At 59.7% G+C, this 20,611-nt stretch carries 18 protein-coding genes, 1 tRNA gene and 1 pseudogene; 10 read left to right on the forward strand and 10 right to left on the reverse strand.

Annotation, left to right across the window (positions count from 1 at the left end; all coding sequences use genetic code 11):
• Positions 1-68: 68 nt before the first annotated feature.
• Positions 69-2,123, forward strand: a complete 2,055-nt coding sequence (locus ACWGZX_RS09545; RefSeq protein WP_452628146.1) for a methyl-accepting chemotaxis protein — start codon at positions 69-71, stop codon at positions 2,121-2,123.
• A gap of 116 nt (positions 2,124-2,239) precedes the next feature.
• Positions 2,240-2,316 (forward strand) — tRNA-Met (locus ACWGZX_RS09550).
• 89 nt (positions 2,317-2,405) lie between these two features.
• Here ACWGZX_RS09550 and ACWGZX_RS09555 read toward each other — a convergent pair.
• On the reverse strand, positions 2,406-3,515 hold the full coding sequence (locus tag ACWGZX_RS09555) for a DUF2817 domain-containing protein (protein ID WP_452628147.1): 1,110 nt from the start codon (positions 3,513-3,515) through the stop codon (positions 2,406-2,408).
• Positions 3,516-3,680: 165 nt separating this feature from the next.
• Between ACWGZX_RS09555 and ggt the strand changes: the two genes are divergently transcribed.
• Together ggt and ACWGZX_RS09565 are read left to right on the forward strand one after the other, a co-directional pair.
• A complete protein-coding gene (gene ggt, locus ACWGZX_RS09560; protein WP_452628148.1) occupies positions 3,681-5,513 on the forward strand; it encodes a gamma-glutamyltransferase in 1,833 nt (610 codons plus the stop codon).
• 316 nt (positions 5,514-5,829) lie between these two features.
• On the forward strand, positions 5,830-6,354 hold the full coding sequence (locus tag ACWGZX_RS09565; protein WP_452628149.1) for a hypothetical protein: 525 nt from the start codon (positions 5,830-5,832) through the stop codon (positions 6,352-6,354).
• Between the two features lie 22 nt (positions 6,355-6,376).
• Here ACWGZX_RS09565 and ACWGZX_RS09570 read toward each other — a convergent pair whose 3' ends face one another.
• The 4 genes and pseudogenes from ACWGZX_RS09570 to ACWGZX_RS09585 all read right to left on the reverse strand — a co-directional run bounded on the left by ACWGZX_RS09570 (position 6,377) and on the right by ACWGZX_RS09585 (position 9,781).
• Complete coding sequence (locus ACWGZX_RS09570) at positions 6,377-6,973, reverse strand: flavin reductase family protein (protein ID WP_452628150.1); 597 nt, start codon at positions 6,971-6,973, stop codon at positions 6,377-6,379.
• 57 nt (positions 6,974-7,030) lie between these two features.
• Positions 7,031-7,639, reverse strand: a complete 609-nt coding sequence (locus ACWGZX_RS09575; RefSeq protein WP_452628994.1) for a methyl-accepting chemotaxis protein — start codon at positions 7,637-7,639, stop codon at positions 7,031-7,033.
• Positions 7,619-8,395: pseudogene (locus tag ACWGZX_RS09580) on the reverse strand (PAS domain-containing protein); the annotation flags it as partial. The gene ACWGZX_RS09575 and the pseudogene ACWGZX_RS09580, both read right to left, overlap by 21 nt.
• A 72-nt stretch (positions 8,396-8,467) precedes the next feature.
• Entirely contained in the window at positions 8,468-9,781 is a 1,314-nt protein-coding gene (locus ACWGZX_RS09585) for an MFS transporter (RefSeq protein WP_452628151.1), read from the reverse strand.
• Positions 9,782-9,983: 202 nt separating this feature from the next.
• Between ACWGZX_RS09585 and ACWGZX_RS09590 the strand changes: the two genes are divergently transcribed.
• The gene (locus ACWGZX_RS09590; protein ID WP_223519839.1) at positions 9,984-11,402 is read left to right on the forward strand and encodes a short-chain fatty acid transporter; all 1,419 of its coding nucleotides are present in this window, start codon (positions 9,984-9,986) and stop codon (positions 11,400-11,402) included.
• 36 nt (positions 11,403-11,438) lie between these two features.
• On the opposite strand, the gene ACWGZX_RS09595 is transcribed toward ACWGZX_RS09590, so the two are convergent.
• Together ACWGZX_RS09595 and ACWGZX_RS09600 are read right to left on the reverse strand one after the other, a co-directional pair.
• Positions 11,439-11,783: a HepT-like ribonuclease domain-containing protein gene (locus tag ACWGZX_RS09595; protein ID WP_452628152.1), complete on the reverse strand. Its 345-nt coding sequence runs from the start codon at positions 11,781-11,783 to the stop codon at positions 11,439-11,441.
• Positions 11,780-12,070, reverse strand: a complete 291-nt coding sequence (locus ACWGZX_RS09600) for a nucleotidyltransferase family protein (RefSeq protein WP_452628153.1) — start codon at positions 12,068-12,070, stop codon at positions 11,780-11,782. The genes ACWGZX_RS09595 and ACWGZX_RS09600 overlap by 4 nt, the downstream gene beginning before the upstream one ends.
• Before the next feature lie 322 nt (positions 12,071-12,392).
• Between ACWGZX_RS09600 and ACWGZX_RS09605 the strand changes: the two genes are divergently transcribed.
• The gene (locus tag ACWGZX_RS09605) at positions 12,393-12,917 is read left to right on the forward strand and encodes an SET domain-containing protein-lysine N-methyltransferase (RefSeq protein WP_452628154.1); all 525 of its coding nucleotides are present in this window, start codon (positions 12,393-12,395) and stop codon (positions 12,915-12,917) included.
• A 6-nt stretch (positions 12,918-12,923) separates the two neighbouring features.
• Here ACWGZX_RS09605 and can read toward each other — a convergent pair whose 3' ends face one another.
• Positions 12,924-13,568 (reverse strand): carbonate dehydratase, encoded by a 645-nt coding sequence (can, locus tag ACWGZX_RS09610; RefSeq protein ID WP_223519831.1) that lies wholly within the window; start codon positions 13,566-13,568, stop codon positions 12,924-12,926.
• Positions 13,569-13,709: 141 nt separating this feature from the next.
• Between can and ACWGZX_RS09615 the strand changes: the two genes are divergently transcribed.
• Positions 13,710-14,114 carry a serine kinase/phosphatase gene (locus tag ACWGZX_RS09615; protein ID WP_452628155.1) on the forward strand — a complete coding sequence of 135 codons (405 nt, stop codon included), beginning with the start codon at positions 13,710-13,712 and terminating at the stop codon, positions 14,112-14,114.
• Positions 14,115-14,260: 146 nt separating this feature from the next.
• On the opposite strand, the gene rimI is transcribed toward ACWGZX_RS09615, so the two are convergent.
• Positions 14,261-14,713 (reverse strand): ribosomal protein S18-alanine N-acetyltransferase, encoded by a 453-nt coding sequence (gene rimI, locus ACWGZX_RS09620; protein ID WP_223519827.1) that lies wholly within the window; start codon positions 14,711-14,713, stop codon positions 14,261-14,263.
• Positions 14,706-15,446 carry an energy transducer TonB gene (locus ACWGZX_RS09625; RefSeq protein WP_452628995.1) on the reverse strand — a complete coding sequence of 247 codons (741 nt, stop codon included), beginning with the start codon at positions 15,444-15,446 and terminating at the stop codon, positions 14,706-14,708. Before ACWGZX_RS09625 ends, rimI begins: the two co-directional genes overlap by 8 nt.
• Before the next feature lie 239 nt (positions 15,447-15,685).
• Here ACWGZX_RS09625 and mksB point away from each other — a divergent pair, with 239 nt between their 5' ends.
• Genes mksB through mksF form a run of 3 tightly spaced genes read left to right on the forward strand, consistent with a single transcriptional unit; the run spans position 15,686 to position 20,506 of the window.
• Positions 15,686-16,978 (forward strand): Mks condensin complex protein MksB, encoded by a 1,293-nt coding sequence (gene mksB / locus ACWGZX_RS09630; RefSeq protein WP_452628156.1) that lies wholly within the window; start codon positions 15,686-15,688, stop codon positions 16,976-16,978.
• A complete protein-coding gene (gene mksE, locus ACWGZX_RS09635; RefSeq protein ID WP_452628157.1) occupies positions 16,968-17,669 on the forward strand; it encodes an Mks condensin complex protein MksE in 702 nt (233 codons plus the stop codon). The genes mksB and mksE overlap by 11 nt, the downstream gene beginning before the upstream one ends.
• On the forward strand, positions 17,666-20,506 hold the full coding sequence (mksF, locus tag ACWGZX_RS09640; RefSeq protein WP_452628158.1) for an Mks condensin complex protein MksF: 2,841 nt from the start codon (positions 17,666-17,668) through the stop codon (positions 20,504-20,506). The genes mksE and mksF overlap by 4 nt, the downstream gene beginning before the upstream one ends.
• Positions 20,507-20,611: the final 105 nt, after the last annotated feature.

Here is a 20,611-nt window from a genome sequence, read left to right on the forward strand (position 1 = left end):
CACCTGTCGCGGTCGCAATGACCTCGACGCACGCCGATGGGGCGTGGTGTCCACAGGAGTCATGGGGCATGTCGTTTTTATCACCGGGGATCGGGTTGCTGGGGCGTTTTGGCTTCGCACGCAAATTTCAGCTGTTGTTTCTCCTGTTTATCCTGCCGCTGGCCGGCAGCCTGTTGATGATCGGACAGGATTATCGCGCCAAACTCAGCCTGATCTCCGGCGAACGTGCTGGTGTGCGTCAGTTGCTCGCGCTGGATGCGCTCGACAACCTGCTCGCGGCCCAGCGTGATCGCGCTGCTCGCTGGCGCGCCACGGAAACCAATCGCCAGCCGACGCCCGCAACCCTCGCTGCGATGGCTGCGTTTGATGCGGTTCAGCCGGCCGTAGCTCAAGCCACCTCAGACCTCGGCAACGCGCTGAATGTTGAAGGCGCCGAGGGCGAAACGCTAACCCGTTATCAAGTCCTGCAAACCGCGCTCAATGGCCTGGATTCGAAAAGCCTGAACGGTGTCGGCTGGTGGCCGGACGGTTACGACCGTTTCACCAACGCCTTGAGCGCCCTGCAAGCCCTGCGCGAACAGATCGCCATGGACAATCGCCTGACGCTGGCGCCGTGGCTGGAAACCTACCTGCTGACGCAGATCTCCACCCAGCACGCGCCGGACCTGATCGAACGGGTCGGCCGCCTGGCCAGCGTCGGTCAGGCGTCGGTTGTCTCCGGGCAGTTCACCCTGCAAAGCCGTCTGCAACTGCGTGACCTGCGCAGTCGTATCGGCGATGCCCGGGAGCAGTTGGTGAAAACCGCCACGCTCCTGGAAGCCCGCCTGCCTAGCGCATTGCAAAGCTGGGCCGGGCAGTACCGAGACAGCGTCAAACAGCTCGACACGAGCCTGAAGGTGCTGGATGACGGCGTGTTCGGCGGCAGCATCAACCTTAAGCCGGAAGAGTTTGAACGCAACCTCGACGCCCTGCTCACCGACCTTGCATCCCTGCGCCAGCAATCGTTGATGTCGCTGGATCAACGTCTGGATTACTACCACGGCTCGGCGATTCGCCAGTTCATTGTGGTGGCGACGATCTTTGGTTGCCTGCTACTGGCCGCGCTGTACTTGTTTATCTGCCTGCAAGCCTCGATCCGGCGCAGCGCCAGTGGTATCACACTGCTGGCCGAAGCCTTGCGTGACGGCAATCTGAGCCTGCAAGCCCCCGTGCAGGGCCAAGACGAACTGGCGGCTATCAGCACCGCCCTGAACGTCGCCGTGGTGCAATTGCGCAATAGCTTGCAGGGAGTCGATCACGAAACCTTGCAGGTGAGCAACGCGGTACGCACGCTCAATCATCACTCCAGCGGCGCACTCGGCGAAGTCGAAGCGCAACAACTGCAAATCAGCCAGATCGCTGCTGCGGCCACGCAACTGGCGGCCACCTCTCAAGGGGTCGCCCAGAGTTGTGAACAGGCGTCAGGCAGCGCTCAGCACACCCAGCGCATTGCCGCCGACAGCAGCCGAGACAGTCAGCGCACCACCGCAAGCATTCAGCAGCTCAATCAGCGCTTGAACGACACCGCGGCGGCACTGGGTCGGGTCAGTGAGCAAGGGCAACAGATTCAATTGGTGGTCGACACCATTCGCGGTGTCGCCGAGCAAACCAACCTGTTGGCGCTCAACGCGGCTATCGAGGCCGCTCGCGCGGGCGAGCAAGGTCGTGGTTTTGCCGTGGTGGCCGATGAAGTGCGCAGCCTGTCACAACGCACCCAGGCCTCCACCGCGCAAATTGCCTGCACGGTCGACAGCCTGCGCAGCACCGTGAATGAGGCGGTCAGCCTGATGGAAGTGGCCTGTCGCCAGGCACAAAGTGATGCCCAATCCGTCACCGGCCTGGGTGAACGCCTCGGGGAAATTGCCCTCGCGGTGCAAGGCGTGACCGACACCCTGGCGCACATCGCGACCGCGGTGGAAGAACAGGCCAGCACCGCCGATGAAGTCAGCGGCAACATTCAACAGGTTGATCAGGCGGCGGTAAGGTTGCTGGAAGGCGCGCGGGCAGTGAACCTGGCGGCAGACACCTTGAGCCAGGGCAGCAAGGCCCTGAGCGCGAATACCGGGAGATTTCAGCTCAGTTGATGCCCTCCTCCGGCCCGTTTTTTCGGGTCAGGAGGATAAGCAGTTGAAAGCGTAGAGAAATATTTTAGATTTACGCTTGACACATCATCGTTCCAAGCCAATAATGCGCGCCACTTGGCTACATAGCTCAGTTGGTTAGAGCATAGCATTCATAATGCTGGGGTCCGGGGTTCAAGTCCCTGTGTAGCCACCAAGTACTAAAAACGGCTTACCGAAAGGTAGGCCGTTTTTTTATGCCTCGAGAAAAGTACCCTGAACCCCATGGGTTCAGGGTGATCCGCGTCAGATGCGAATTGTCGGCAACGCTGACAGCGCCCGCTCCCAAATTTGCCAGGTACGCAGCCAGACCATCGCCTGCCAGTCGTTGTCCGCCGGATAGAACTGCTCCAGCAGATTCAGCTTGATCCCGTGCCCCACTGCATCACTCGGATTGCCATGCAGATGCAGCCAGTGGTCATCGCGCAAATGACGATGCACGTCGGCCCCCGGATACGTTCCGCACTCAATCACAAAGGGCATCAATCGTACCTGCGGTAACGCATCGATTAGCGCCTGCGAGGTGTAGCCGGTAGCGGTTGCCGCCACACCGGTTTCGCTCAAGGTGTCGGTGCCGGTCAACAGCGTGTAGAGCCACGGGCCGTAAATGTCCTGCGCCTCCGGGAGTGCCGGATAAGCTGCCTCGGTGATCGTCAACAACATCGGATGACCGTACTCGCCGGCCCCCGTGTGCAAGTCGAAACACATGGCCACGTCGGCGTGGGCAATATGCTTTTGCAGGATGGCGTGCAGCGTGCGATTCGACCAGCTTGGCGCCAGCCCACCGAAAAACAGACCGTCGGGGTGACTGTGCTGGCCGCCCTCGACAATCGACATCACCGCCGGCCAGCCATGTTGGCGAATCTGCTCGTCGAGTAAGGCATCGGCGCGTTCACGCTCAGGACCTTGCAGCTCAGTGCAGGCGTAGATGTCATGCAGCGTTGCGTAAGCTTGATTGTGCGGCAGCGGACGCTCGAAGTTCAGGTGATTGCGGTTCAGGTCGATGTTGTCTTCATTAACCCGCCGCAGCCAGGCGGTGCCCCAGGGATTAATCAGGTGAATGAACACCACGGCCACATCGGCCGGCAGTGAGCGCTTGCCCAAGTCCTGCATCCATTTGATCTGGCAACCCGAACCGTAGAAGCCTTCGACGCCATGCGTGCCGCTCAGCGCTATCAGCAACCGCTTGGCGCCCGGATCGCCCAGCACCGCCACATCGGTGCTCAAGGGCTCCCCGAAAGGCCCTTTGAGTGGATGCGGGTATTCGGTCAACGTCGCACCGGCCTCGGTGGCTGCCGCGAGGAACTGCTCTCGTTGAGTACGGTAACTTGGCTGGATGGGGAACTCAGTCTGCATGTCTGCCTCTTGTTGATCTTCTGACCCGTCTGTTGCGCTCGACCCTACAGAAAATCCGTCGATTCATGAAGGGCAAAAACAGCTTTACTGTAGGCCTTGGTTTGCGCCACCCCGAGGCGACCGATAAAGTCCCGGTAACTTTCCCCACGGACGGAGTGCCCCAACGTGTTCTCAGCCTTCCACTTGAACCGCTATCGCCGCTCGGCCCTGTCGCTGATCGCCATTGCGCTGACCCTCAGCGCCTGCAACGCGCCACCTACGTCGACATTGCCGGTTGCGCCAGAAAGCGCCTCGGGCTATCGCACCGACCTGCAAACCCGGTACGCGTCCAGACATATGGCGGCAGCGGCCAATCCTCTGGCGGCCGAAGCCGGTCGGGAAATGCTGCGTCAGGGTGGCTCGGCGATTGATGCCGCGATTGCGATGCAAGCGGTACTGACGTTGGTCGAGCCACAATCCTCCGGCATTGGCGGCGGCGCATTGATTGTGCTCTGGGATGGCAAGGCTGTGCGCACTTTCGACGGTCGCGAAACCGCACCGGCCGGCGCTACCGAGAAACTTTTCCTACAGACCGACGGCACACCGATGGCATTCACCCCAGCGCAGATTGGCGGTCGTTCGGTAGGGACGCCGGGCGTTTTGCGAGCGCTTGAGCTGGCCCACCACAAACACGGTCGTCTTCCGTGGGCGAAGCTGTTCGAACCTGCCATCCAACTCGCGGAGCAAGGCTTCCCCATTTCGCCGCGTCTGCACCAATTGATCGCCTCGGATTCGTCCATGCGCAGCTCGCCGGACATGGTGGCCTACTTTCTGAACGCTGATGGCAGCCCGAAAGCCGCCGGCACACTGTTGAAGAATCCGGCACTGGCCGCTGTGTTGAAACGCATCGCCAACGAAGGGCCTGACGCGTTGTACAAAGGCGCCATCGCGCAAGAGATCGTCACCAAGGTTCAGGGGCACGCCAACCCCGGCAGCCTGTCGCTGAACGATCTCCAGGGCTACCAGGCCAAGGAACGCGCGCCGCTGTGCACCGACTACAAACGCTGGCAGGTGTGCGGCATGCCGCCGCCGTCGTCCGGCGGGATCGCCGTGGCGCAGATCCTCGGCACCTTGCAGGCCCTGGAAACCCGCGACCCGCGTTTCGCCCTGGCGCCGCTTAAACCGGTCCGGACCCAAAAACCCGCTGGCACTGAGCCCGCCCCGGAAGCGGTGCACCTGATCGCCGAAGCCGAGCGCCTGGCCTACGCCGACCGCGCGCAGTACGTGGCCGACGCCGATTTCGTGCCCGTGCCTGTCAAAGGGCTGGTCGACCCGGCTTATCTGGCCAGCCGCGCCGCCCTGATCGGTGATCGCAGCATGGGCGTGGCCAAACCCGGCACCCCGCCGGGCATTCAGGTGGCCTACGCGCCGGACCGTTCGCCGCTGCGAATCTCTACTTCTCAAGTGGTGGCCGTGGATGACCAAGGCGGCGCCGTGTCCATGACCACCACCATTGAATCCGGATTCGGCTCGCATGTGATGGTTCAGGGGTTCCTCCTCAATAACGAGCTGACCGACTTCTCGTTCATCCCCGAAGAAAACGGGCAAAAAGTCGCCAACCGCGTCGAACCCGGCAAACGCCCACGCTCGTCCATGGCTCCGACCCTGATTTTCGACCGCCAGAGCGGTGAATTCCTCGCCACCCTCGGCTCTCCCGGCGGCTCGCAAATCATCGAATACGTCGCCAAATCCACCATCGGCCTGCTCGACTGGAACCTCGACCCACAAGCCGCCATCAACCTGCCCAACTTCGGCAGCCGCAATGGCCCGACAGAGCTGGAACGGGGAGAGTTCAGCATCGAGTTGATACAGGCGTTGAAGGACAAAGGGCACAGCGTGAGTGAGATCGACATGACCAGCGGTACTCAGGCGATTGTTCGGGTCAAGGATGCGCATGGAAACGCATCGCTGGCCGGTGGGGCCGATCCTCGGCGCGAAGGGGAAGCATTGGGGGATTGATTCGTACATGGTGTCTAGTCCTGAAATAGGTTTACACCTGTTTCACCCTAACGCCCGATGCACCGCATCGGGCGTTTTGTATTTCAAAGCCCGTCGCGTTGTGCGCTTCTCCAGCGCCAGATCCAGCACTTCTCGCAAAGCCCACAACGCTGTGGGAATCGCCCTCCAACACCCTCGGAAGCTTCAGACATAAGTGTTTCAGCAGTTGTTTTAAAGTGTGTCCCGAATCGCAGGCGTCATGATTTGACCAGCGGGTTTCCCCGTTCAAACCCTGCGCGTCCGAAACTTTTCACAACCACCAAGGCGTTTACATTTGATGAGCAACCGTTGGAAGAGCAATTCGCGCAATGAGTCTGGTGCGTTTCTCAAGCGCTTTAAAACCGAACTGATCGTGGGCTTCATTCTTGGCGCCATCCCCCTGCTGATCCACTCGACGAGTCAGGCCGAACTGCAAGCCATACTCCAGTCGTTGCTGGCCAGCGCGCCCATCATCAGCCATGGCTTTTGCCTGCTGACGATCTACATCGCGGTGTGCATTCACAAGAAAATTCACCGGTTGAAAAGCGACCGCATGCGTGAACGGTTCGAGGTGATCTACAAGGTCACGGCGGAAGTCGGGACGAGTTTCCTGACCCTGCTGCGTACCGGCCTTGGGGCGATCGTCGGTTTCCTGATGATTGCCCCCTTCATGGAGGACGTGCCGATTTCACTGAACCATTGGCTGACCACGCTCATGCTCTGCCTCATAACCCTGTTGTTCTCGGCATCGGTATCGTTGCTGCATGACTTTTTGATGACTCGCCCGACCCGCAGCCATCCTAAAAATCACATTCGCTTGTAAGGACGCAGGCCTGGTGGCTGAATTACGGCAGGGTCTTGCCATCCACCGGATCGCCAATCATCAGGAAATGTCCGCCCGCCACATGATGCAAGGTGCGCAATGCATCCTGCCCTTCGAAGTGCCAACGGCCCTCACTGAAGACGCGCTCATCCGCCTGAGCGGCAATGACTTCAGCCAGGAACAGATCGTATTGCTGATGATTATTGGGCTCTGGCAACAGCCGACATTCCAGCCATGCCACACAGCCTTCGAGCATAGGGGCGTCGATCAGCTCACCACTGAAGGTTGGCAAACCATAGGCCTGGAACTTGTCCCGACCTTGACCCCGGGTCAATTCCAGGCCTGACGTCGAGCCAACGGTCTGGGTGATATCGGCCTGCGCCGCGCAGGGAACGTTCAGCACGAACGTTCCCGAGGCCTCCAGCAGTTGCCGGGTCCAGGTGGACTTGTCCAGCACCACGGCAATTTTCGGCGGTTCGAAATCCAGCGGCATGGCCCAGGCGGCGGCCATGATATTGCGCTGGCCATCATGGGCCGCGCTCACCAGTACGGTCGGCCCATGATTGAGCAGACGATACGCCTTGGACAAAGGAACCGGCCGGCGGTGGGAATCGCTCATGTTGTCTGCTCCTGGGAAAAGAGCCGATTGTAGCGATTTTCACCGCGACGGCAGGGATCAAGTCGCCAGCTGATTGGCGAACTGCCCCACCGCGTTCACCACCTTCTGCGCACCGTCCTGAATCTCGACAATCACCGTGCCGGCTTCAGCCGCCAGCGCCAGACCTTGTTCCGCCTGAAGTTTGCCGTCGGTCATCAGGGCCACGGCATTGCGCGCCATCTCCTGGTTCTGTCGCACAACACCGACAATTTCATCGGTGGCCTGGCTGGTGCGAGACGCCAACTGCCGGACCTCATCCGCGACCACGGCAAACCCCCTGCCCTGTTCACCAGCCCGAGCGGCCTCAATGGCCGCGTTGAGCGCCAGCAAGTTGGTCTGTTCGGCAATGCCGCTGATGGTTTTGACGATGGTGCCAATGACCAGCGATTGCTCATTCAAGGCTTCGATGCCATCGCCAGCGGTTTGCATGTGCCTGGCCAAGTCGCGCATGACGTCCACCGCCTGAGTCACCACGGCCGTACCGCGCCGGGCACTTTGGTCGGTTTGCTGAGAGGTGCTGTAGGCAATGTTGGCCGCTTCAGCAACGGCGTTTTCCTGATTGACCTGATCGGTAATCACCGTGGCGAACTTCACCACTTTGTAGAGCTTGTTGTTGGCGTCGGTCACCGGGTTGTAGGACGCTTCCAACCAAACCACACGGCCATGGCTGTCGAAGCGTTTGAAACGGCCGGCGACAAACTCACCCACGTTCAGGCGACGCCAGAAGTTCTGATACTCGGCGCTGTTGTACTCCTGCGGCTCACAGAATGTCCGGTGATGTTTGCCCTTGATCTGCGCGAGGCTGTACCCCATGCCGCCGAGAAAACGATCATTAGCCGTCAGCACGTTGCCATTAAGGTCAAACTCGATCACCGCGGTCGAGCGCACCAGCGCGCCGATCAGGTTCTCGTGCTCACGAGACGCTTCGATGGTGCGTGTCAGGTCGCTGGAGTAAATCGAGAAATTTTTGATTCGGCCATCCGCCGAGCGCACCGGCTGCAAAATCGACCGCAACCACGCTTCCTGGCCATTGCCCCGCAGCAAACGCACAGCACCGGCGAAATGCTCGCCACGGGACAGCGCATTTTGGAAGCGGCGGTGGAATTCGTCTGATTTCACATGGGTGGGAACAATGTCTTCGATGTGACGACCGACCAGATCGTTGCTCTTGTAGAACATCTCTGCGATGAAATTCTGGTTGGCCGATTGAATCCGCCCATCTGGATCAAGGGTCAGGACCAGCATCTCGCTTTCCAGACTGTCCTTCACTTGCTGAAGGCTGGAGAGTTCTTCGCGAAGAGCCGACAGCTCCTGCTTCAAGCGTTTATTGAACATGGAAAACACCGATGGACTGGGAGGGAAAACGGCCTGCTGCCTAGCCATCGGCGGTACGGGTACTTTCTGAAGAGTGTTTCAGGGTTGTCCTACAAATATAGTTGCCGTCACAACCTGCGATTACATCGCGCCAGCCGCCGCGCAATGACCGATCTTGGGCATGCGCGTACCAAAATACGCCGCGCTGCCAACGCCCACCGCCCCCATCACTGCACAGAAGATCACGCAGATCCACGGGCTCCACGGCATCAGACCAATCAACAACAGCGGTGTGATGCTTGCCCACGCGGCGTAGGCAATGTTGTAGGTGAAGGAAATCCCCGAGACGCGAACCCGCGCCGGGAACAGGCTGATCATCACCGACGGCACCGCGCCGACCACCCCACAACTCAGGCCTGCAATCGCGTACGCCAGGCCTGTCCAGTTACCGCCGCTGATCAGGCAGCCGTAAAGCACGCCAATGCCCAGCGGCAACAACAGGCTATAGAGCATGACCGTGCGCCAGGCGCCAATGCGATCGACCAGCAACCCGGCAAGCACGCAGCCGATGTTCAGGAAAACAATGCCCAACGCGCTCAGAGCGAAAGTATGGCTGGCGGTCATGCCGAAGGTTTTTTGCATCATGGTCGGAGTGATGACAACGAATACCACCACGGCCGAGGTCAGCACGCAGGTGAGGATCATGGCCGGCAACATCGCCAGACGATGCTCACGCAAGACCGTGCGCAACGGCAGTTCGACGGCGGCATCGCGCTGGGCCTGCATCGCCATGAACACCGGGGTTTCACTGAGCCAGCGGCGCAGCCAGACGCCGATCACCCCGAACACACCGCCCAGCAGGAACGGGTAACGCCAGGCGAAATCGAGAATTTCCGCAGGGGTGAACGCCTGTGCGAGAAAGGTCGCGGTGAGGGCGCCGATCAAGTAACCGAAGGTCAGCCCGGCTTGCAGAAAACCGAGGGCATAACCGCGATGCCCGACCGGCGCGTGCTCGGCGACAAACACCCAGGCGCTCGGCACTTCACCACCCACCGCCGCGCCTTGCAGGACACGTAATACCAACAGCAGCAGCGGTGCCCAATAGCCGATCTGCGCATAGGTCGGCATGATCCCGATCAGCAGGCACGGAAGCGCCATCATCAGGATGCTCAGGCTGAAGACTTTCTTGCGCCCCAGCCGGTCGGCGAAATGCGCCATCAGAATCCCGCCCAATGGGCGCGCCAGATAACCGGTGACGAAAATCCCGAAGCTTTGCAACAGGCGTAGCCATTCGGGCATTTCCGGCGGGAAGAACAGTTGGCTGAGGGTCAGGGCGAAGAAAACGAAAATGATGAAATCATAGATTTCCAGCGCGCCGCCAAGGGCCGCAAGGCCGAGGGTCTTGTAGTCCGAGCGGGTAAAGGGCATCGGGCGCGAAGGGGTGTTGGCAGTCATGAAAAAGAACTCTGCAGCCGGTAAAAAAACCAAGGCGCCCATGGTCTACGCAAACGCCTCCACGGACAAGCCGTTAGACCATAGTCCTGTTTTGGTAAAACTTTGTCACACGGCAGGATCGGTTGATTTACTGTTGGCATCTGTCTAGACGGGCCGTTACAGCCCGAAGACCACCATAAACATAAAAATTCGAGGTACGCCCGTGGCTGCTGATATCGAAGATACCCGCTCTGCCCGTTTTGCCCTGCGCTGTTCAAATTTTGCCGAACGCTGGTTCCCCGACTCCTGGGTGTTTGCCGCGCTGGCAGTGATCATCGTCGCCGTAGCGACCCTGTTCATGGGCGCCAAACCGACTGACGCCGCCATGGCGTTCGGTGACGGGTTCTGGAGCCTGATCCCGTTCACCATGCAGATGGCGTTCGTGGTGATTGGCGGTTATGTGGTCGCCAGCTCGCCGCCAGCGGTGAAACTGATCGACCGTCTGGCGCGCCTTCCGAAAAACGGCCGCTCCGCAATAGCCTGGGTGGCATTGATTTCCATGGTCGCCTCGTTGCTGAACTGGGGCTTGTCGCTGGTGTTTGGCGGTTTGCTGGTGCGCGCCCTCGCCCGCCGTACCGACCTGAAAATGGATTACCGTGCCGCCGGTGCTGCCGTCTATCTGGGCCTTGGTGCGGTGTGGGCCTTGGGCCTGTCGTCGTCCGCTGCACAACTGCAGGCCAACCCGGCCAGCCTGCCGCCGTCGATCCTGGCGATCACCGGGGTCATTCCCTTCACCCAAACGATCTTTTTGTGGCAATCCGGTGTCATGCTACTGGCGCTGATCGTGGTCTCGCTGATCGTTGCCTACGCCACCGCGCCAGGTCCCAACACGGCCCGTGACGCCAAAGCCTGCGGCGTCGACCCGAGTTTCAACCTGCCACCGCTGCAACCACGCACTCGCCCCGGCGAATGGCTGGAATACAGCCCGCTGCTGACCCTTTTGCTGGTGCTGCTGGCGGCCGGTTGGCTGTTCCACGAGTTTTCAACCAAACCGTTGCTCAGCGCCATCTCCGGGCTGAACACCTACAACTTCCTGTTCCTGATGCTCGGCGCACTGCTGCACTGGCGTCCGCGCAGCTTCCTCGACGCAGTGTCCCGCGCAGTACCGACCACCACCGGCGTGCTGATCCAGTTCCCGCTGTACGGCTCGATCGCTGCGTTAATGACCACGGTCAAAGGCACTGACGCTCAGACCCTGGCGCACCACATCTCGACCTTCTTCGTCAGCATCGCGTCCCACGACACCTACGCGGTGCTGATGGGCGTGTACTCGGCGATTCTGGGCTTCTTCATCCCGTCCGGCGGCGGCAAGTGGATCATTGAAGCGCCGTACGTCATGCAAGTGGCCACCGACCTGAACTATCACCTGGGCTGGGCCGTACAAATCTACAACGCGGCCGAGGCGCTGCCGAACCTGATCAACCCGTTCTACATGCTGCCGCTGCTGGGCGTGCTCGGGTTGAAGGCGCGGGACTTGATCGGGTTTTCATTTGTGCAGTTGCTGGTGCATACGCCGCTGGTGCTGTTTCTGCTGTGGGCGCTGGGGACGACGCTGACGTATACGGCGCCGGTGATGCCTTAATTGAAATTGATTGCGCCTGCCGGGCGGCAGGCGCAATCAGGTTTGGTCGGTGGGTAACACTTTCAATAGTTCTGGCAAAGCTGCCTGAACCGTATCCCACACCACCTCAAGATTGATATCGAAATAGCCATGAGCGATGCGATTACGCATACCGCGCATGCTGCGCCACGGCACTTGCGAATTTTTGCCTGCAAAGTCCGCGTAACCATCCATTATCTTGGTAGCCGCTTCGCCAATAATGATGAGGCTCATGATGACTGCTTGCTGGGTACGTTTGTCGTCGAAAAATTCGTCTTTACTCAACCCCTCGACGAAAACAAGTGCATCACCAGCGGCTTGACGCATGTGGTCCAGGTAGTCACCGAGCCGGTTGACGGTCATACAGGCCGCGCCTCTTCCAGCACCTGCTGACGAAACTTCAACGGAAGATCCCCCGGCGTTAGCAAGTCGACACTAACCCCCAGTAAATCTTCGAGCTCAACCTGAAGACCGCCCAGATCGAAAAGCGTGGCGCCCGGGAGTGCATCCACCAGTAAATCCAGATCACTCCCCTCTTTATCGGTGCCGAATAATGCGGAACCGAATACACGCGGATTGGATACACGAAAGCGGCCGACGACCTCGCGTACGGCTGCGCGTTTTAGATCCAGTGCGATTGAAGGTTTCATGATTGACCTTTACCAAGTCCAGTATTGCGCCAGTCTAGCAGTGCTTGGGATAGGTAAACACCGCGCTACTTGTAACCCCTCTGTCACATTTCGCTTCAAGCACACCGATACGTAACTGGATCAAGCATCGCAAACAAACCTGGCAAAAACCTACGGGATGTTCTACTCCTCGAAGCGCGAAAAAAGTGCACTCCCCCCCACTGTCAGTTCTGACAGTAGACTCGTCGTTTCATATGCGAGATCGTGAGGCATGCCCCTGTGTTGCAGGGCTGACAGGATTGTCAGTGTTGGAAGTCGCAACGCATTGCCGACAAGGATCGTTATGAAACCTCATCCGCTGTACCCAACGTCTTCGCCTCCGCCGGATGGCATTTACCCGTTTCCAGAGCTGCCGCGCAGTCTTGGATTTCCATCACGGGCCGACTTCAAAATCATCTGCACCGCCGATGGCTCGGCGGTGGCCGTCACAGCATTGTGCGAGTTTCCACGGATCAGCCGAATCTGCCGGGTGTCGGGGCACGTGCTGCCTTATCGCAATCAACACACGCGACAAATGGCGACCGACATTCACCTCTATGACCCGCACTTCAGCAGCCTGCTGCGGCATTCCTGCGACCCCAACGTGTTTTTTGACATGAGCGAACTGTGGTTGTGGGCGCTGAAGGACATCAAGAAAGGCGACAGCCTGACGATGGACTTCGCCGCAACCGAAGACAAACTGCTGCGCCAGTTCGCCTGCCTGTGTGGGTCGCCGGAGTGCCGAGGCTGGATCACCGGTTACGATGAACCGCCGAACGCCGACGGCCAGTTGTTTTATCAACACTGGCGTCGGCGTAGTCTTTGTTGAGGACCTTTACAACTTCTCGACCGGACGCAGACGGTATTGCGGTGGCAGTTGCTCGAACCCGCTGATGGTCGCGTTCAGGCTTTTCCAGCGGCCGTCCTTGATGCCGTAAATGCAGCCGTGGATCGACAGTTTCTGCCCTCGATGCCAGGCGTTTTGCACAATGCTGGTATGCCCGACGTTCGCCACTTGCTGAATCACGTTCAGCTCGCAGAGACGGTCGACTCGCTCTTCTTCGGTCGGCAACTTGGCCAGTTCTTCGCGTTTTTCATAATAAAGGTCGCGAATCGAGCGCAGCCAGCCGTCGATCAGGCCCAGTTGGCGATCCTGCATCGAGGCGCGCACACCGCCACAGCCGTAGTGACCGGTGACCAGGATGTGTTTGACCTTGAGCACGTCCACGGCGTACTGAATCACCGACAGGCAGTTGAGGTCGGTGTGCAGCACCACGTTGGCCACGTTGCGGTGCACGAACAGGTCGCCGGGCAGCATGCCGACGATCTCGTTGGCCGGCACACGGGCGTCGGAGCAGCCAATCCACAAATATTCCGGCGTCTGTTGGCGGGCCAGCTTGGAGAAGAAGTCCGGATCTTCCTGTTTGATCGCTTCAGCCCAGCGTTCGTTGTTATCAATCAGATCTTGTAATTCGTTCATGCTGTAAAGCCTCAAGAATGATGCGCTGGTTTGACAGACAACCACCCGTCGGGGTCACGCGCTTGATGCAAGTATGGCCGGTGGAATTCTCGGGAGTTCAGTGGGTCCACCCTAGTAAGACCCACAGTATGAGGAATTGCCATGACTGAATCACGACGTCCGTTCGATGCGGCGCAACCAGAGCCGATCGACGACAACGAAGACCGCATAGGCTCGGTGCATGAGCTGGACTTCGACGAGGAAGAACCCGGTGGCAAAATCGGTGACGAACTGCTGGTAACCGACCGCGCGCGGCTGATGCCCATTGAACGCCTGCGTGAAGGGGGCATGACGGGCGCCTCGACCGATGATCATGAGCCTACCGATGATGACATGAGCCCGGAAACGCTAATCCTTGAGGATGGCGCGCGGGATGCTCATGAAGCCGGTGAAGGCGATCAGGCGGATTGGGATTTGAGCATTGTCGATGAAGATGACATTGGCGGGGGGAATGGGCTGGATGAGGCGGAGATGGCGAATCGGGATCCGATGGATGGGAATCGTTGATCTTCTTCAGCGCCTGTTAAGCCGCCTTCGCGAGCAGGCTCGCTCCCACAGTGGATCTGATTAGTTCACAAATTCTGTGACCGACACAGATCAATGTGGGAGTGAGCTGGCTCCGGGCGGCGTTCCGACGAAGTTTTTAAAGAGGGTCAGTCCACCAAAGTGCAGGCCATGACAACCGCATCTTCGCGCCCACCCACCGCCGGATAATAATCCCGACGCCGGCCAATCTCGTTAAACCCGTACCGCTCATACAAACGAAATGCCGAGCGGTTACTGTCGCGAACTTCCAGAAAACACTCCCGCGCCTCAGCCTTGTAGGCAATCGACATCAAGTGCTCCAGCAACGTCAAACCCAGGCCACGGCCCTGATTCTCCGGCTTCACGGTGATATTGAGCAGATGCGCCTCATCCAGAATGATCTGCACCACGCCATGACCGACCTGCTGCTGACCTTCGAACATCAGCCAGATCTGGTATTTGCCCAACCCATCGAGAAAAATCCCGCGGGTCCAGGGATGGCTGTATGCCGCGTATTCAATTTTCAGTACTGCTTCCAGGTCCGCCTCGGTCATTACGCGGAACGATACTGCATCACTCATTTGATTCTTTCCAGCGCGCCATCAGCCGACGCATGGCTTGCCAGACATCAGCCTTACGCTGTGGCTCTTCCATTAATAATTCCAGACCCGGCAGGGCCCAGACCGAGCCCAGGCCTTCGACCTGGAGTTCACGGTTGAATGATTCGGCATTGGCCTCACCGGCAAACCGCACCGCCGGCAGACCGATCAGCCACACGCAAACGCATGGAGCATCTTCAATGCGCGCCGAGAGAAAACCCTGTACGAAGTCGCGAGCCGCTTCCGGGCCTTGGTCCATGGTGCCGCGAGCCAGGAGCGGCCAGCGTACCGGTTCGCCGACAATCTGCGGGCTGTCCGGCAGACCGGCGGCGCGCAGCATGTCTTTGAGCAGCAGATAGGCCGGGTCGCGGGTCTGGAACGTTTCGCCTGTGGGTAACTCCACCAGCAGCAGGCAGCGACCGGCGCGCAGCAATTGCAGGGCGAAGCGCGGTGGCGGCACTTGTACAGCCTTGGCGACGACCGGCGCCGCCTCTTCTTCGACCTTGGCGTTGGTGCGCGTACTGGCCAATGAAGGGCGCGGCACCTCGATCTTTACCCGTTCAGCCGGTTTGACTACCGGTTCCACCGGCGCGTCAGGCACCGGAGCCAGTATTACCGGGGCGACGACCAACGGCTCGGGCAGCTCCAGCAGCTCGGGGCGCGAAGGCGCAGCAAAGGGCAATTCGGTGCGCGGCAGCCAGTTGACCACCTGCATGGCGGTCAAATAAGCGCGGCGACGGGACTCGATAAGCAAAGGTCGGCCACTTGTGGATAACTAAAAGTGCGCTGATTCTACCGCCGTTCGCTCAAGATCGCCCGCGCTGTTGATCGATAGACTTCACCGATAGTCTTTCCACCTATGAAAAATGGCGACAGCCTGTCCCGAGAGTGAATCGCATCGGCCCCGATGCAGTACAATCGCGGCTTTTAATCGCCAACCAGCCGGCCATTCCGATGATCGAACCCAAGCGCGTCTTGCGCGCCCTCGCTGAACACTGGGCACTTCTGGAGCCACTGTGCGAGCACTTCGACCAAGGCACCCTGAGCCTCAACGAACTGCGCACGCAACTGGCCGCCCAGCAACTCGACAGTACGCCGCAGGACATCACCAGCCTGCTGGACGTGTGGATCCGCCTCGATATTCTGGTTCCGGTGGCGAAAAGCCCGAACCGTTTCGAGCTCAATGCGCAGATCCACGACTTCCTCGCCTACCTGCGCCGTGAGCACCGTCTGGGCCTGTGCCTGGAGATCGAAGCCTATTTGCGTCACCTCGAACGTCTGGCCGGTTACATTCAGGACGCCTTCGACGTTCGCGACGGCCATGACCTGGCGCGTCAATTGCGCTTGCTCGATATGCGCGTACGCGACGTATTGAAGAAGCTCGCCAACGACGAACAGGCGCTGGTGGCCGTCGCCGAACGTGCCAAGACCAGCGACCGGCAGATTCCGTTGCGTCAGCGTTACGCCGAAGTGTTGGCGACCTGGGACGAATACGTCGAGCCGATGATTCAATTGGTAAACGCCGATGGCGCCTTCGAACAAGGCGTGCGCAAAGTCGAAAATGTCCTGCTGAAGATGCTCACCGAACAGCAGCGCCTCGGTCACTTGGTCGACGACGATATGCTGCTGCGCACCCACGCGCGCATCCTCGAAATGCAAACCAGCGCCCAATTGACCCTGCGTCATGCCCGTGAACTGCTGTTGCCGCTGCGTGAGGAAGCCCGTCGCCACAACGCAGTGACCCGTGGCGCGGCGCTGGCCTTGTCGGCCATCCGTCGTAAAGGCATTGATGCAGTGCCGCAAGCCGCCATGCCTATGTTCACCCGCCCGCAAAGCACGTTCCTCGGCAGCGCCAGTCAGGTCGAAGCCTATGTGTATGCGCTGGCCCGTTTCGAACCGAAACCGGCGCGCTTCCCCAAGGCCCACAAGACTCAGAAAGGCGAAGCACCGCGCGCGCCACGTACCGTTCGCGAAATGCTCGAACGCTGCGAAGACGCCCTGCCGATGCCGGACCTGATGACCTGGCTGCTGGAGCAGGAGCCGGACGGCGCTACTGACGAATTGCTGTACTGGTTCTCGCGCCTGTCGCGGGAGAAACGCTTCAAACGTGAGCGTCTGGAACGCCGCGATTACCACACTCATGAGCACCAGGTCAGCCTGCGCTCCTTCGCCCTGCTCTCGGCCGGCGACTGCGCCGCCGAGGATTCTGCGAGCACCCTCTATGCAAGTACTTCGCATGCATCTTGATCTTTCCGAGCTGTCCCAGCTGGCGCCGATTTTTCGCGAGCTGTTCAAGGGCTACCACGTCAGCCGCCGCGACCCTGAGCTGTACGCGCAACTGTCGAACTTTCAGGACCAGTACCGCACGCTGTTCAAGGCCTTGGGCTTTGAACTGGTGTGCGACACCCGGGGGTTCTACTACTTCGTGCCGGATCTGGCCGCTGCAGCGGTGAACAAGACTGCCCAGCGTCTGGCGCTGTTCACCTTCATCCTTGTCGAACATCTGGCGGATCAGGGCCGTGACCCGGTCGCCGTGCTCGACGGTGGCAGCCTCGGGCGCGATGAATTGCCTTCCTTGCTGGAAAAGTACCGCGACCTGTTCATCCAGGCGGAAGTGCAGACTGTCGAAGAGCTCGAAGAAAAGATCATGCGCCGCATGACCCAACTCGGGTTCGCCGGCGAAGAAAACGGCATCTACCGTTTCCTGCCGCCGATGCATCGCTTCCTCGATGTCTGCCTGTCGGTTCAGCAGGACCGCGATCTGGCGGCCAGCCTGCACAGCGTGCTGCCATTACCGGTCCCGGTGCTGATCGATGACGATAGCGACGAAAAGCTGTTGGAAACCGATGATCCGCTGGATTTGACTGACTTCGAAGAAGAAAGCGAAGAAGACGCCATGGCCCGCGCCATCGCCGAAGAACAGGAGATCGACGCATGAGCAAGGAACGCTACGGCATTCGCCGCTTTGCCCTTTTGAACACCGCCGGTTACAGCCTCGGCCTGTTTCCGCTGGAAGAGCCGCTATCGGTGTACGGCGCGAACAACCTCGGTAAATCCGCCTCGATCAACGCCTTGCAGTTCCCGATTCTGGCGCGCATGTCGGACATGAGTTTCGGCAAGTACAGCCTGGAACAATCCCGGCGTTTCTATTTCGCCTCGGACACCAGTTACATCCTGGTTGAAGTGTCGCTGCCACACGGCCCGCACGTGATCGGCGTGGTCGGTCGCGGGCCAGGCGGTGGTTTCGGTCACCAGTTCTTTGCCTATGCCGGCAAACTGGATCTGGCGCACTATCAGAAAAACGACACCTGCCTGCGCCAGAAAGAACTGTTCACCAACCTTGAGCGCGAAGGCCTCAAAGCCTATGAGTTGAAGCCTGATGAGCTGCGTCGTTTGCTGGTCGGCGGTCACACCTCGATTCCGTTGGACCTGACATTGATCCCGCTGCGCTCCACCAGCGAGCAGAGCCTGAAGACATTCCGCGCGCTGTTCATCAACCTGTTGCACATGCGCGAAATCACTGCGGCCAAGCTCAAGCAACTGTTCCTTGATGCGTTCGAGCACAGCCTGCGCTCCGGCAGCGTCGACTACATCGCCGCGTGCGAAGAAGCGTTCCGCGATGTTCGTCGCATGGAGCAGGATTACAACTCGCTGGTCACGGCTGGCCCGCTGGTTGAAGCACTGGCCGCCGGCGTGGCCCAGCGCAATATCCTGCGCGGCAAACTGCACAGGATCTCGCCGCTGCTCGATTCCCTGCTCGGCACCTGGTCGGACTATGCCAGTGCGCGCAAGGAAGAGCTGACGATTCAGGCCGAGCATTACCGCAACGAGCAAGACACACTGCAAAACGATCAGCGTGGTGGCACGCAAGAGCTGATGCGCCTGGAACGGGAAATCACCGGTATCCAGCGCTGGCTCGGCGAGTTGTCGGTGCTCAAGCATCGCTTCGCGCTGGTCGATGACGTCAAAGTGCTGGAGCAGCAATTGCTTGCAGCCAAGGACGCGCACGATGAGCTGGCTGGTGCGCTGGCGCAGTCGCGGCAGTTCTCTGCCGAAGATCTGGAAGAACGTCTGCGCGATCTGGAAAAACGCCTCAAGTCGGTCAAGCAGCAGCTCGATCATGCTGACAACAACAGCTACGCCCGTCTGCGTGAAGAGTTCTCGCAGCAGGACGTCGAGCGTTTGATGCGCCTGTTCAACAGCGCTTTGTTCAGCCTGCCGCTGGGTGAGCACGGCATCACGCTGGACGAGGACGGTCAGTGGGTCAAATCCATGGAGCTGATCCTCGACGGTTTCAAAGGCGAGCGCTTCGAAGTGCCGGGCCTGTCCATCGACATCTCGCACATCGAACCGCCAGCGCTGCAAGCCCTGGCTGACCGTGCCGCGTTGCGCGATCAGAAAGAACGTTTGGACAAAGAACTCAAGCAACTCAAGACCCAACAGGCCGTCGCCGCCGACCGCGCGGCGAGCAAGACCCAGACCGAAGCGCTGTACCAGCAAGTGCTGGATGCGCAGAAAGCCCTGGAAGATTTCCGCCGCGCGCAAACCCTGAGCGCCGAGGAAGGCGACAAGCTTGAGCAACTGGCGCAAATGGAAGCGGCGCAGGACGAATTGAAGCGTTCCAGCGATGCCTTCACCGAACGCGTCCAGCAACTGTCGGCCAAGCTGCAACTGGTCGGCCGTCAGATTGGCGACATGGAAGCCAAGCAACGCACCCTCGACGACGCCCTGCGCCGCCGTCAGCTGTTGCCCGCAGACTTGCCGTTCGGCACGCCGTTCATGGACCCGATCGATGATTCCATGGACAACCTGTTGCCGTTGCTCAACGACTATCAGGACAGCTGGCAAGGTTTGCTTCGCAGTGATGGTCAGATCGAAGCACTGTATGCGCAGGTCCGCCTCAAGGGTGTGGCCAAGTTCGACAGCGAAGACGATATGGAACGTCGTCTGCAACTGCTGATCAACGCGTACGCGCACCGCACCGACGAAGCCCTGACGCTGGGCAAGGCACGCCGTGCAGCGGTCACCGACATCGCCCGGACCCTGCGCAACATCCGCAGTGACTACGACAGCCTTGAGCATCAACTGGCGCTGTTCAACCGCGAGATCAACAAGCGTCAGGTGTCCAACCTGCAAAGCTTCCGCATCGTGCTCGCGCCGAACAAGGAAGCGCTCAAGCACATCGACCAGATCATCCACAGCGCCGGCCAATACGAAGAAGGCGAAACCCTCTCCGTGTTCGACCTCAGCCAAAGCGCCGATCAGGACAACAAGAACGAGGAAGCCAAGGAGTACCTGGCGCGGCTGGTGGCGGCAAACCATAACCAGCTCGGTCTGAAGGACTTGTTCGAACTCGCGTTCGAAATCACCAAGGTCAACGGTCAGCCGGTGATCCACACCGACATCGATGGCGCCGCCTCCAACGGCACCACGATGACCATCAAGGCGCTGACCAACATGTACTTGTTGCTGCACTTGATGGACCGCGACCAGGCCGGTCGCGTGCGCCTGCCGTACTACCTCGACGAAGCGGCGGACATCGACGAAAAGAACCAGGCAGCGCTGCTTGAAACCAGTTTGCAACTGGGCTTCGTACCGATCCTGGCGAGTGTGAAGCCGCAGGTTTGCGCCAGTGTTGCGATTGACCTGGAAGGCGGAAGCGGGCCGAACGGGATCTACATCGATGAGGCGGACTGGAAGTACATTCGTCGTCATGATGAGGTGAAGGCGAACGTTGTAGTGCAAGCGGATGAGCCGGAACTGGATGTAGTCTGAGTTAAACCGTCAGATACGAAAAAGGCCGGGATCCAATGGATCGCGGCCTTTTTTGTGGCAGCTTTTCGGTGAGTTTGAGGCTCTCATCGCTAGCAGGCTCACTCC

Source organism: Pseudomonas sp. CLCA07 (assembly GCF_053615335.1).

What these genes read in the sequence shown, in the direction of transcription:
- ACWGZX_RS09545 (WP_452628146.1), top strand. Translation starts at nt 69, where the DNA reads ATGTCGTTTTTATCACCGGGGATCGGGTTGCTGGGGCGTTTTGGCTTC.
- ACWGZX_RS09585 (WP_452628151.1), bottom strand. Translation starts at nt 9,781, where the DNA reads ATGACTGCCAACACCCCTTCGCGCCCGATGCCCTTTACCCGCTCGGAC.
- mksE (WP_452628157.1), top strand. Translation starts at nt 16,968, where the DNA reads ATGCATCTTGATCTTTCCGAGCTGTCCCAGCTGGCGCCGATTTTTCGC.
- can (WP_223519831.1), bottom strand. Translation starts at nt 13,568, where the DNA reads ATGAACGAATTACAAGATCTGATTGATAACAACGAACGCTGGGCTGAA.
- ACWGZX_RS09570 (WP_452628150.1), bottom strand. Translation starts at nt 6,973, where the DNA reads ATGAGCGATTCCCACCGCCGGCCGGTTCCTTTGTCCAAGGCGTATCGT.
- ACWGZX_RS09605 (WP_452628154.1), top strand. Translation starts at nt 12,393, where the DNA reads ATGAAACCTCATCCGCTGTACCCAACGTCTTCGCCTCCGCCGGATGGC.
- ACWGZX_RS09625 (WP_452628995.1), bottom strand. Translation starts at nt 15,446, where the DNA reads ATGCAGGTGGTCAACTGGCTGCCGCGCACCGAATTGCCCTTTGCTGCG.
- ACWGZX_RS09555 (WP_452628147.1), bottom strand. Translation starts at nt 3,515, where the DNA reads ATGCAGACTGAGTTCCCCATCCAGCCAAGTTACCGTACTCAACGAGAG.
- mksB (WP_452628156.1), top strand. Translation starts at nt 15,686, where the DNA reads ATGATCGAACCCAAGCGCGTCTTGCGCGCCCTCGCTGAACACTGGGCA.
- ACWGZX_RS09615 (WP_452628155.1), top strand. Translation starts at nt 13,710, where the DNA reads ATGACTGAATCACGACGTCCGTTCGATGCGGCGCAACCAGAGCCGATC.
- mksF (WP_452628158.1), top strand. Translation starts at nt 17,666, where the DNA reads ATGAGCAAGGAACGCTACGGCATTCGCCGCTTTGCCCTTTTGAACACC.
- ACWGZX_RS09595 (WP_452628152.1), bottom strand. Translation starts at nt 11,783, where the DNA reads ATGACCGTCAACCGGCTCGGTGACTACCTGGACCACATGCGTCAAGCC.
- ACWGZX_RS09600 (WP_452628153.1), bottom strand. Translation starts at nt 12,070, where the DNA reads ATGAAACCTTCAATCGCACTGGATCTAAAACGCGCAGCCGTACGCGAG.
- rimI (WP_223519827.1), bottom strand. Translation starts at nt 14,713, where the DNA reads ATGAGTGATGCAGTATCGTTCCGCGTAATGACCGAGGCGGACCTGGAA.
- ACWGZX_RS09565 (WP_452628149.1), top strand. Translation starts at nt 5,830, where the DNA reads ATGAGCAACCGTTGGAAGAGCAATTCGCGCAATGAGTCTGGTGCGTTT.